This is a genomic window from Massilia eurypsychrophila, from assembly GCF_002760655.1.
Classification (GTDB): Bacteria; Pseudomonadota; Gammaproteobacteria; order Burkholderiales; family Burkholderiaceae_D; genus JAFCUW01.
On sequence record NZ_PDOC01000002.1, the window covers coordinates 187,431 to 199,283 of the forward strand.

The 11,853-nt window shown below is 63.9% G+C and carries 10 protein-coding genes and 1 pseudogene; 8 read left to right on the top strand and 3 right to left on the bottom strand.

The window, feature by feature from the left end:
- Positions 1-151: 151 nt before the first annotated feature.
- Complete coding sequence (locus CR105_RS03690; RefSeq protein WP_099787089.1) at positions 152-1,342, top strand: cation:proton antiporter; 1,191 nt, start codon at positions 152-154, stop codon at positions 1,340-1,342.
- On the top strand, positions 1,332-2,447 hold the full coding sequence (locus CR105_RS03695) for a YbdK family carboxylate-amine ligase (protein ID WP_099787090.1): 1,116 nt from the start codon (positions 1,332-1,334) through the stop codon (positions 2,445-2,447). The genes CR105_RS03690 and CR105_RS03695 overlap by 11 nt, the downstream gene beginning before the upstream one ends.
- A gap of 12 nt (positions 2,448-2,459) precedes the next feature.
- On the opposite strand, the gene CR105_RS03700 is transcribed toward CR105_RS03695, so the two are convergent.
- Both CR105_RS03700 and CR105_RS03705 read right to left on the bottom strand, forming a co-directional pair.
- Positions 2,460-3,467, bottom strand: a complete 1,008-nt coding sequence (locus CR105_RS03700) for a gamma-glutamyl-gamma-aminobutyrate hydrolase family protein (protein WP_099787091.1) — start codon at positions 3,465-3,467, stop codon at positions 2,460-2,462.
- A gap of 75 nt (positions 3,468-3,542) precedes the next feature.
- Positions 3,543-4,370 carry a response regulator gene (locus tag CR105_RS03705; protein WP_099787092.1) on the bottom strand — a complete coding sequence of 276 codons (828 nt, stop codon included), beginning with the start codon at positions 4,368-4,370 and terminating at the stop codon, positions 3,543-3,545.
- Positions 4,371-4,541: 171 nt separating this feature from the next.
- On the opposite strand from CR105_RS03705, the gene CR105_RS03710 reads away from it, so the two are divergent.
- From CR105_RS03710 to CR105_RS03735, 6 genes and pseudogenes are all read left to right on the top strand, one after another.
- Positions 4,542-6,542 carry a DNA topoisomerase IV subunit B gene (locus tag CR105_RS03710; protein WP_099787093.1) on the top strand — a complete coding sequence of 667 codons (2,001 nt, stop codon included), beginning with the start codon at positions 4,542-4,544 and terminating at the stop codon, positions 6,540-6,542.
- A 234-nt stretch (positions 6,543-6,776) separates the two neighbouring features.
- Complete coding sequence (gene parC / locus CR105_RS03715) at positions 6,777-9,182, top strand: DNA topoisomerase IV subunit A (RefSeq protein ID WP_099787094.1); 2,406 nt, start codon at positions 6,777-6,779, stop codon at positions 9,180-9,182.
- A gap of 474 nt (positions 9,183-9,656) precedes the next feature.
- A complete protein-coding gene (locus CR105_RS03720; RefSeq protein ID WP_131021606.1) occupies positions 9,657-9,980 on the top strand; it encodes a hypothetical protein in 324 nt (107 codons plus the stop codon).
- A gap of 22 nt (positions 9,981-10,002) precedes the next feature.
- Complete coding sequence (locus CR105_RS03725; protein ID WP_099787096.1) at positions 10,003-10,305, top strand: hypothetical protein; 303 nt, start codon at positions 10,003-10,005, stop codon at positions 10,303-10,305.
- Positions 10,306-10,443: 138 nt separating this feature from the next.
- Positions 10,444-10,743, top strand: coding sequence for a TfoX/Sxy family DNA transformation protein (locus CR105_RS03730; protein WP_180288078.1), 300 nt, complete (start codon positions 10,444-10,446; stop codon positions 10,741-10,743).
- Positions 10,744-10,827: 84 nt separating this feature from the next.
- Positions 10,828-11,022 (top strand): annotated as a pseudogene (locus tag CR105_RS03735) (Tn3 family transposase); the annotation flags it as partial.
- A gap of 173 nt (positions 11,023-11,195) precedes the next feature.
- On the opposite strand, the gene CR105_RS03740 reads toward CR105_RS03735, so the two are convergent.
- Entirely contained in the window at positions 11,196-11,681 is a 486-nt protein-coding gene (locus CR105_RS03740; protein ID WP_099787098.1) for a hypothetical protein, read from the bottom strand.
- Positions 11,682-11,853 lie beyond the last annotated feature (172 nt).

The window sequence follows — 11,853 nt, forward strand, 5'->3', positions numbered from 1 at the left end:
CCCGGATTCACTAGCGTCAACTAGGCCCGGGGACAGACCCCCAACTGAACAATCGGGGTCGGTCCCCTCGATCGGCGTCTGATCCCATCAAACGTGCGCACCGTGCGCCTCTTGTAGAATCGCCCAACCGCTTACCACGCGAAGGACCCACATGTCCGATCTGTTGTCGATACTTACCAGCCTGGCCTGGCCGCTCGCTGTCGCCGTGGCCTGGCTCGCCGGTGAATTCGGCCAGCGCTGGACCGGTTTGCCGCGCGTCTCCTTCTACGGCCTGGTCGGCTTCGCACTCGGCGCTGCGCAAATTGGCGTGCTGCCCAAGCCGGAAGGCGGCGCCGTGCTGTTGCTGGCCGACATAGCGTTCGCGCTGATGCTGTTCGAACTGGGCTACCGCATCAACCTGCGCTGGCTGCGCACCAATCCGTGGATCGGCATCACCGGCCTGGTCGAGTCCGCCGCCACCTTCGTTGCCGTCTACTACGTCGCCCTCGCCTTCAGCAGCGCCCAGCTGACGGCGCTGATGCTGGCGTCGCTGTCGATGGCGACGTCGCCGGCTACGCTGGTGCGCGTCATCAACGAGCAGCGCAGCTCCGGCCAGGTCACCGAGCGGGTGATGCACCTGGCCGCGCTCAACTGCGTGCTGTCGGTGTTCGCCTTCAACATCGTGGTCGGCTTCTGGCTGTTTCACAGCTCGGACGACCTCGCCCACGCCACCCTCAACAGCCTGGTCGTGCTGGCGCTGTCGGCACTGACCGGCGCCGCCACCGGCATCGTCGTGCCGGGCTTGCTGCGCGCGCTCGGCAACTTGGCGCAGGACGCCACCGTCGCGTTCGCGCTGTCGGTGATCCTGCTGGTATCGGTCACCTACACCTTTCAGCTCTCGCCCGTGGTCGCCGCGCTGGCGTTCGGCCTGACCGCGCGCCACCGCCGCGTCACGTTCGGCCAGGCGCAGCGCAACTTCGGCGCCCTCGGCGAATTGCTGGCGGTACTGCTGTTCGTGTTCGCCGCCTCCACCCTCGACTGGCGCGACGTGTTGTCCGGCGGCGCGATGGCGCTGGCCATCATCGCCGTGCGGCTGCTGACCAAGACGGCCGGCGTGGCCGCTTTCTCGCACCTGTCGGGCATCTCCTGGCGCAAGGGCGCGCTGACCGGACTCGGCCTGGCGCCGCTGTCGATCTTCGTCGTGCTGCTGCTCGAACACGCACGCCAGGCCGGCATGCTGATGGCCGAGCCGGTGCGCGCGCTGGCCGCCGTCATTTTGCTGCTCGAACTGTGCGCCCCCATCATCTTGCAGCGCGCCCTGATCTGGGCGCGCGAAACACCGGAGCAACACCATGGCTCTTGAACCGTTTGCCAAGTCCGAGGCGCTGACGTTCGGCGTCGAACTCGAGCTGCAGCTGGTGAGCCTGTCGGACTTCGACCTGACCGCCGCCAGTCCCGACCTGCTGCACCTGCTGGGCAAGAAGCCCTTCCCCGGCAATGTCACGCCGGAAATTACCGAGAGCATGATCGAGATTAATTCGAGCGTGCAGGCCAGCCACGGGCCGCTGCTGGACGAACTGCACCTGATCCGCAACACGCTGGTGGCCGCCGCCGACACGCTCAACATCGGCATCTGCGGCGGCGGCACCCATCCTTTTCAGCACTGGTCGCAGCAGAAGATTTATCCGAAGCCGCGCTTCCAGGAACTGTCGTCGCTGTACGGCTACCTGGCCAAGCAGTTCACCATCTTTGGCCAGCACGTGCACATCGGCTGCAGCTCCGGCGACGACGCCATGTTCCTGCTGCACTCGCTGTCGCGCTATGTGCCGCACTTCATCGCACTGTCGGCCTCGTCGCCGTTCGTGCAGGGGCGCGACACGCTGTTCGATTCGGCGCGGCTGAACTCGGTGTTCGCCTTCCCGATGAGCGGGCGGGCGCCGTTCTGCCTGCGCTGGGACGACTTCGCCAACGTCTACTACGCCAAGATGGAAGCAACCGGCATCATCAAGAGCATGAAGGATTTCTATTGGGACATCCGGCCCAAGCCCGAGTACGGCACCATCGAGCTGCGCGTGTGCGACACCCCGCTGACGGTCGAGCGCGCCGCGGCGTTGGCCGGCTACCTGCAGGCGCTGTGCCGCCACCTGCTGCAGCGCATCGAGCCGGCGCCGGTCGAGGATGACTACCTGGTCTACAATTACAACCGGTTCCAGGCGTGCCGCTTCGGGCTCGACGGCGCCATCACGCATCCGAAAACCTACCAGACGATGTCGTTGCGCGAAGACATCTTGAAGACGCTGGCGGCGATGGCGCCGCACGCCGAGGTGCTGGGCAGCACGGTGGCGCTGCGGCACCTGCAGGCTGCGGCCGACGGCGCCAGCGATGCGAATTACCTGCGCCAGCAATATGCGGCGGAAGGCAGCTGCGAGGGGATGGTCGATTCGGCGATCCACCGCTTCCGCGGCTAAGAGGTCTGCCCGCTAGAACCGGGTTTCGCGGGCGGCGCGCAGGAATTCGTCGAGGATCGGCGTGCAGTCGAGCAGCTCCTGGCCGCCGGCGCGGTGGAACTCGGGATGCCATTGCAGCCCCATCACAAAATCGGCGCGCTGGTAGCGGATCGCTTCAACAATGCCGTCCGGATCGGACATTGCCTCGACGACGATGTCGCGCCCGAGCTCCTTCACCGCCTGGTGGTGGATCGAATTGACGACTGGCCGCTGCTGCTTCGGGAACATCTTGCCCAGCGACGAGCCGGGCGGGAACACGATCGAGTGGCGATGGGCATCGTAGTCCGAGTGCACGTGCGCCAGCGCCTCCGGCACGTTGGTGGCGACGTCCTGGTACAGGCTGCCGCCGAAGGCCACGTTGATCAGCTGGCAGCCGCGGCAAATGCCCAGCACCGGCTTGCCCGCCTCGACGAATTCGTGCAGCAGTTCGAGTTCGTACAGGTCGCGCGCGCGGTCGCCGCCCCACTCGGGCCGGGTGGCCGCTTCCGAATAGGTTTGCGGCGAGACGTCGGCGCCGCCCTGCAGCACCAGGCCGTCGAGGTGGCGCGCATAGTGGCGCAAGGTGATGTTGCTGGGATGGAGCAGGCCGTTGGTATTGACCGTCGGGATCATGAACACCAGCACGTCGCGCGACATCACCCACTGGGCGATCGACTCTTCGAGGTATTGCAGGTTCTTCGAACGCAGGCCGGTCGAGCCGGCCTCCGGATGGAAGATGCGCGCCGACACGCCGATGTTGAGGGTGCGGCGCATGAAGTCGCGGCCGAAGCGGTCGCGCATCGAGCGCCAGCGCGACGAGATGACCCGCCCGGCCAGCGCCAGTGGCGTGTCGTGGCTGCGTTGATAAGGCGGGGTGCGCGCACCGCGGCCGATGTCGTGCTCGCGGGCGCGGCGGTCGGGAACGCGTGCCGGCGGGCCGTCCGGTTCAGGATCGGCGCGCCGCTCGGTGATAAGGGGATCGGGCTTGTCGGTGTCTGCCATTCCTCAACTATAGCGCCCCTGCCGCGACGCACGATTTAAATTCGTAACAAAGTCGCGCAGGCAAGTGGCAAACAACTAGGGCAGCGACATCAGCTTCTTGATCGCCGAGCACAGGTGGCGGTCGGCGACCGGCTTGTCGAGCATGCCGCGCACGCCGACTGCGCGGGCGCGCGGCGCGTCGTAGCGGAAGCTGCGCCCGACCAGGAACACCACCGCGGTGCGCTCGGCCGTCGGCAAGCCCTTGACGTCGGCGCACAGCCGGTACGGGTCGACCTGCGGCGTCGAGGTATTGATCATCAACACCGACACCGACGTCTCGTCGCACAGGCGCAGCGCGGTGCCGGCGCTGTCGGTCCATTCGACCGGCAGGCGGCGCGCGCCGAGCACCCTGGCGACGTGGTCGCGGAAGGCGCCGCCCTTGTCGACGATCAGGATGGCGCCGGCCGGCGGTTCCTTGCGTTTTTGCTCGATCAGCGCCGGATCGGTCAGGTCCAAGTCCAGGCGCGGGCGGCGGCGCCGCTCGATCACCACCGGCAGCTGGCCGCGCGCGGTCAGCTGCGCCAGCGTCTGCGCGCGCCTGGCAATCAGGTGCGCCAGCAGCTGGTGCATGCGCACCGTGTCGATCGGCCGGGCCAGCTGGGGGAAGGTGAAGGCGGCCGCGGCCTGGCCGACCAGCAGCGCGGGTGTCAGGTCGGTGGGACTGGCGGCCGACAGGCGGGTCAGCGCCAGCAGGTCGTCGGCGTCGACGATATACAGGTCCGGCTCTTGCAAACTGTCGTCAAGCAGGCAAAAATACGACGGCCCCGCGGCCGGCGCCTGTGCCAGCGCGGCGCGGACCTGGGCGGCCTCTGCTGCATCGAACCCGATCAGGCGCACGGCAAACGGATATTTTGGAGAATGCATTTTTTGCATCGAAAAACACCACTGGGGAGAAGGCTGCGGCCAGCTGGCGCGCCTGCCGTATGAATCTAACCACAATCGCGCGCGCTGGCAAGTGGAATCATTCTCGCCAAGTTCTGCCTTTTCCGCGCGACAAGATAGAATGCGCAGGCATCCGCATAAATGAAAACCAGTATGGCCACTAAAAAACCCGCATCCGACTACAGCGAATCATCGATCCGCGTCCTCAAGGGACTCGAACCTGTCAAACAGCGCCCGGGCATGTACACCCGGACCGAAAATCCGCTGCACATCATCCAGGAAGTGATCGACAACGCCTCCGACGAGGCGCTTGGCGGGCATTGCCACAACATCGGCGTGACGATCAACGTCGACGGCTCGATCACGGTCGAGGACGACGGCCGCGGCATCCCGGTCGGCCTGCACCCGGAAGAAAACGTGCCGACGGTTGAAATCGTCTTTACCCGCCTGCACGCCGGCGGCAAGTTCGACAAGGGTTCGGGCGGCGCCTACGCGTTTTCGGGCGGCCTGCACGGCGTTGGCGTGTCGGTCACCAACGCGCTGTCGTCGCGCCTGGAGATCACTGTCTGGCGCAAGGAGCCCGACGGCAACGGCCTGCACCACCTGGTGTTTGCCGACGGCGACGTCATCGAGCCGCTCAACTCGCGCCCTGCCCCGCGCGACGGCAAGAAGTCCGGCACGCGCGTGACTGCCTGGCCGAATCCGAAATATTTCGACTCGCCGACGATCTCGGCCGTCGAGCTGCAGCGCCTGCTGCGCTCGAAAGCGGTGCTGCTGCCTGGCGTGACCGTCACCTTGACGACGGCCAAGACCGGCGACGTGCAGAGCTGGAAGTACGAGGAAGGCCTGCGCGGCTACCTCAACGAGATGCTGGCGCAAACCACCGGCGGCGGCGAGACCGTCATTCCCGTGTTCGAAGGCGCGCAGTACGCCAGCGCCGAGTCGGAAGGCTTTGCCGAGGGCGAAGGCGCGGCGTGGGTGGTGGCCTGGACCGAGGAAGGCGCGGTGGTGCGCGAATCGTACGTCAACCTGATTCCGACGTCGAACGGCGGCACCCACGAATCGGGTCTGCGCGACGGCCTGTATGGCGCGGTGAAGAACTTCGTCGAGATGCACTCGCTACTGCCGAAAGGGGTCAAGCTGCTGCCCGAAGACGTGTTTGCGCGCGTCTCGTTCGTGCTGTCGGCCAAGGTGCTCGACCCGCAATTCCAGGGCCAGATCAAGGAGCGGCTCAACTCGCGCGACGCGGTGCGGCTAGTATCGACCTTCACCAAGCCGCCGCTCGAAGTGTGGCTGAACCATCACGTCGAATACGGCAAGAAGCTGGCCGAACTGGTCATCAAGCAGGCGCAGTCGCGCCTGCGGTCGCTGCAAAAAGTCGAGAAGAAGAAATCGTCCGGCGTGGCGGTACTGCCCGGCAAGCTGACCGACTGCGAATCGTCCGACATTGCGCGCAACGAGATTTTCCTGGTCGAGGGCGACTCGGCCGGCGGCTCGGCCAAGATGGGGCGCGACAAGGAATTCCAGGCCATTTTGCCGCTGCGCGGCAAGGTGCTCAATTCCTGGGAGACCGACCGCGACCGTCTGTTTGCCAACAACGAGATCCACGACATCGCGGTGGCGATCGGCGTCGACCCGCACAGCCACGGCGACAGCCCCGACCTGTCGGGCCTGCGCTACGGAAAGATCTGCATCCTGTCGGACGCCGACGTCGACGGCTCGCACATCCAGGTGCTGCTGCTCACCTTGTTCTTTAAACATTTCCCGGCCCTCTTCACCAATGGCAACATCTGCATCGCGCGCCCGCCGCTGTTTCGCGTCGATGCGCCGGCGCGCGGCAAGAAGCCGATCCAGAAGCTGTACGCGTTGGATGCCGGCGAGCTGGTGGCGATCGAAGACAAGCTGCGCAAGGATGGCGTGAAAGAAGGCGCGTGGGGCATATCGCGCTTCAAGGGCCTCGGCGAGATGAATGCCGAGCAACTGTGGGAGACGACGATGAACCCCGACACGCGGCGCCTGTTGCCGGTTTCGCTGGGCAGCTTCAACCACGTCGACTCGTCGGCGCGCTTCAACATGCTGATGGGCAAAGGCGAAGCCGCCGCCCGCCGCGCCTGGATCGAAGAGCACGGCAACGAAACCGAAGCCGACATTTAAGCGCCAAAAAAATCGGGGTCAGACCCGTTTGTTCGCCTCCCGATCGTGACGAACACCGAACAACAAACGGGTCTGACCCCGATTTAATTTGCCCAGAATGACACGTGCGGCGCGAGGCAAGGGCCGTTTTTCAAACACCCGAAAAAAATCGGGGTCAGACCCGTTTGTTCGCACGCGCAAAGCGAGAATGGCCGAATAACAAACGGGTCTGACCCCAAATTGAATTGAATAATTATGTCATCACAAGCAACCTTATTTGATGTGCCGCCGGCGCCGCCAGGCGGCGAAGCGCCTCCGCCGCCACCGCCGCCGCACGACCTGGCGCCGCCACCACCGCCGCCACCGGGCGACGATGGCGACTGGCTGACGCTGTCGACCTTCGCCGAGCGCGCCTACCTCGACTACGCCGTGTCGGTCGTCAAGGGCCGCGCGCTGCCGGACGTGTGCGACGGCCAGAAGCCGGTCCAACGCCGCATCCTGTATGCGATGAATGAACTCGGCCTGGGCCCGACCGCCAAGCCGCGCAAGTCGGCGGCCGTGGTCGGCGACGTGCTCGGCAAGCTGCATCCGCACGGCGACCAGTCGGTCTACGACGCGCTGGTGCGCATGGCGCAGGACTTTTCGCTGCGCTATCCGCTGATCGACGGCCAGGGTAACTTCGGCTCGCGCGACGGCGACGGCGCCGCGGCAATGCGCTACACCGAGGCGCGCCTGACACCGATCGCGCGCCTGCTGATGGACGAAATCGACCAGGGCACGGTCGACTTCCAGCCGAACTACGACGGCTCGACGGTCGAACCGAAAACGCTGCCGGCGCGCCTGCCGATGGTGCTGCTCAATGGCGCCTCCGGCATCGCCGTCGGCCTCGCCACCGAGATCCCGTCGCACAACCTGGCCGAAGTGGCCAGGGCGGCGGTGGCGATGATCCGCGACCCGAAGATCACCCACGCCGAGCTGATGGCGATCATCCCCGGCCCGGACTTCCCGGGCGGCGGCCAGATCATCACGCCGGCGGCGCAAATCGCCGAGATGTACGCCACCGGCCGCGGCAGCATGAAGGTGCGCGCGCGCTGGAAGATCGAGGAGCTGGCGCGCGGCCAGTGGCAGGCGGTGGTCACCGAACTGCCGCCGGGGACGTCGTCGCAGAAGGTGCTCGAAGAGATCGAGGAGCTGACCAACCCGAAAATAAGGATGGGCAAGAAGGCGCTGTCGCCTGAACAGCTGACGATGAAGCAGACCATCCTAGGTTCGCTCGACACGATCCGCGACGAATCGGGCCGCGCCGCGCCAGTGCGCCTGGTGTTCGAGCCGAAGTCGAAGAACCAGGACCAGGGCGAGTTCATGCTGATGCTGCTCGCGCATACCTCGCTCGAGTCGTCCAATTCGATCAACCTGGTGATGATCGGCGGCGACGGCCGCCCACGCCAGAAAGGCCTGGGCGACATCCTGCGCGAGTGGGTCGAATTCCGCTTCATCACGGTCAAGCGCCGCACCGAATTCAAGATGGGCAAGGTCGACGACCGCATCCACATCCTCGAAGGGCGCGAGGCGATCCTGCTCAACATCGACAAGGTCATCAAGATCATCCGCAATTCGGACGAGCCGAAGGCGGCGCTGATCGCCGAATTCCGCCTGTCGGACCGCCAGGCCGAGGACATCCTCGAGATCCGCCTGCGCCAGTTGGCGCGCCTGGAAACGATCAAGATCCAGCAGGAGCTGGCCGAACTGCGCAAGGAGAAAGCGACGCTGCAGGACATCCTCGAGAACCCGTCGACGATGAAGCGCGTGATCATCCGCGAAATCGAAGCCGACGCCAAGGCGTTCGGCGACGTGCGCCGCACCCTGATCGAAGAAGCGCAGAGAGCAGTCTCGGAGCAGAAGGTCATCGACGAACCGGTCACCGTGATCGTGTCGGAAAAAGGCTGGGTGCGCGCGCGTACCGGCATCGGCCACGACGCCGCGCAGTTCACCTTCAAGGCGGGCGACGCGATGTACGCCGCGTTCGAGTGCCGCACCGTCGACACGCTGCTCGCCTTCGGCGACAACGGCAAGGTGTATTCGGTGCCGGTGGCGGCGCTGCCTGGCGCGCGCGGCGATGGCGTGCCGATCACCACGCTGGTCGACCTGTCGGGCGGCGCGCGCATCCTGAACTACTTTGCCGGCAGCGCGCAGACGCAGCTGGTGCTGGCGTCGTCCGGCGGCTACGGTTTCGTCTCGAAGGCGGGCGACATGGTCAGCCGCCTGAAAGGCGGCAAATCGTTCCTCACGCTCGACGCCGGCGAAGTGCCGCTGCCGCCGCGCGTGGTCGGCGACAAGGCCACCGCGATCGCCTGCCTGTCCGAAAAGGGACGCGTGCTGGTGTTCGGCATGAACGAGATGAAGGTGCTCACCAACGGCGGGCGCGGCGTGATCCTGATGCACCTCGAGCCGAAAGAGAAACTGCTGGCAGTGCAGCCGATCACGCAGAAAGGCGTCAACGTGATCGGCACCTGGGCCGGCTCGAAGCCGCGCGTGGTGGAGCTGTTCGCATCAAGCCTGGAGCCGCACTTCGGCAAGCGCGCGCTCAAGGGCAAGGCGCTGGTGCAGAAGGTCAAAGCGGTGTCGCTGGCGATGCGAACTACGGAGTCGGACGCGGGCTGATTGCGCCTGCATCGTCGACATGCGGCTGCATGATGTCGGCGATTCTGAGTCGTTCAAGGTAAGCGCGACAGATTGTCGTCGGTGGACCAGAACTACCTGCACGACGGACACCGTCTCGGCAGCAAACACGATGCCGCTATTGGCGCAAAGTCGTTCGGCGCTAGCGGTTTGGGCGGGGGGCGACGCTGAGGCCGCGTCGGCCGACGGTACGCGGTCCGTGGCGCCGGTTCGATCACGGACTTTCCGCCAGTAAAAGCATCGGCGCTGACGGAATTTTCAGGGTGCCGGCTTACAATATCCTCTTCTCAAAAATTCGTAACGAATCGCGTGACAAGCAACCAGGGCTACCAGCTAAGCAGATTCCCGCCGCCACACTGTCGAAAAAATTCCCGCTGCTGACAGCACGTTGTCAGTAGCTCTTCGTCATACTTGCTCGTGCAGCACTTTTTCGACCGTGAATTGGAGAAAACCATTATGCGCGCAATAAACAAGGTAGGCGGCTATATCGAGCTGGCCCCGTTCAAAGCTAAAGATGGCGTGACTGACGCCGCGATCCTCAATGCTGTCGATACCATGCAGGCAACGATGCGAACCTTCTCCGGCTTTTTGCGCCGGGAAACCTTGAAAATGGAGGACGGCAATTGGCTTGACATCGTTCTGTGGCGTGACAAGGTCAGCGTCGAAGCGGCGATGGAACAAATGCATGGTAGCCACGCATGCCAGGATTTTTTTGCATTGATCAACGAGACTGGCGTGCCGATGTCATTTGGCGGTGTAATGCGCTCGCACAACGCGTAAGTAGTCAGGAAAGGAGAGGCGCATGCGCAGGGACGACCGACTGTTCAAGCTGGTGCAAGTCCTACGCTCACGGCGCCTGACTACTGGCACCCAGCTGGCTGAACGTGTGGCCTTGCGCACGGTGTACCGCGACGGCCGTGATCTGCAACTCTCTGGCGCAACGGTAGCTGGAGAGGCGGGCGTGGAATCCACGCTGTCCGAGCGTATCGATATACCGCCGCTGCTGTTTTCGCGCGAAGAGCTTGTGGCCCTGCGCTTCGCGCTTGCGCGTCGTGCAGCAATGGACCGACCAAAAAGGTGCAGATTGCGGCGCAAAGCGCGCTAGAAAAAAGATATGGCTGAACCCTGACCGCCGGGTGCGCGCTGCGGCGAGACTTCCGCGATTTTCGCGTTGGCCGCATCGTCTCTCTCAAGCTCCCGGGTGACGCCTACCTCAGCCAACCCGGTCAAGGAGAAAAGGAAAATGACAAAGAACCCTACTTTGCGCATCCGCGACTTGAAGGGCTTGGGACCGCGCAGCGAAGAGATGTTCGCGCTAGTCGGCATCCGCACGGTGGAGAAATTCCTCGCAACCGATCCATATGTACTGTACGCCAAGCTAAAGCCGGTAGTGCCGGGGCTAAACGTGGTGGCGATCTACGCCTTGATCGGCGCGCAGGAAAACCGCCATTGGCTGGAGGTTAAGCGGGAGCTGCGCGGCGAAATCCTGCTGCGCTTGGACATGATGGGACTGACGTCGAAGAAGCCGTCGCGGCGAAAATAAGATCAGTGCCGTTTGCTCACCAGGCCAAATTCCGCTGGTTTTGGCTCGCAACCCCGATGACGGAAATTTCGGCGGTTCCGCCGGGAGCGCACGGCGCACGCTTCTGGACTGCACGTGAGAATCTGCGCGGTGCTGATGGCCGAGGCCTGCAACACGGGACCGGAGCCGCTGATGCGCGGCGACGTCCCGGCGCTCAAGCGCGAAATGTTGTCCTGGGAGGACCAGAACTACCTGCGCGACCACACCATCACGGCGGCGAACACCATGCTGGTCTCGGCATAGAGCCGTGACCCAAGATATCGGCGGCGCGATCGCCAGATTGTTGAGAGAAAATAGCAGCCGGACCAATAGCTCGCGCGTTGACGCATCCGGCTGCATGTTCCTCTGACCGACTGTCGCTCCGGGCAAAAAAAAAGACAGCTCGCGCTGTCCTTTTTTTACCGCGGGCCGAATTACTTGGCAGCGGCTTTCTTCACGTCAGCAGCTGCTTCAGCTTTCTTTTCGGTGGTCTTGGCGGCGGCGACAGCTTTGTCGGCCTTCGCTTCGACGACAGCTTTTTCAGCTTTTGCGTCGGCTTTGACCATCGTCTTTTCAGCTTTCAGGTCAGCTTTGGCGACTTTGGTGTCGGCCTTGGCTTCTGCTTTCATTTTGTCTTCAGCATCGGCCTTGACGACTTTTGCAGCTGCGTCAGCTTTGGTTTTTTCAGCTTTAGCGGCTGCTTTAGCTTTCTTTTCTTCGGCTTTAGCCAGTGCTTTTGCTGCTTTTTCGTCGGCTTTGGCGACGTCTTTGGCTTCAGCAGCTTCGGCTTTCACAACGGTCTTTTCAGCTTTCACGACAGCTTTGGTCACAGCTGGGGTTGCCGGAGCGGCAGCAGGAGCTTGTGCGTACACCGAAGTAGCGAACAGACCAGCGATCAGGGCAGCGAGTACTTTATTCATGGTGTTTCCTTTAGGTGATGAGTGGGGTTCTGGACGTTGTGGGCCGGGCCTGGTCAGGCGACAGTCCGATCGTCTTCTTTCATTTCTCGTCCGAAACTTTCGCAAGGGAACGAGGCAAGAATATGACGGTTCAACAACATGGTCAGTACGCTACCGTACACACATGACCTCG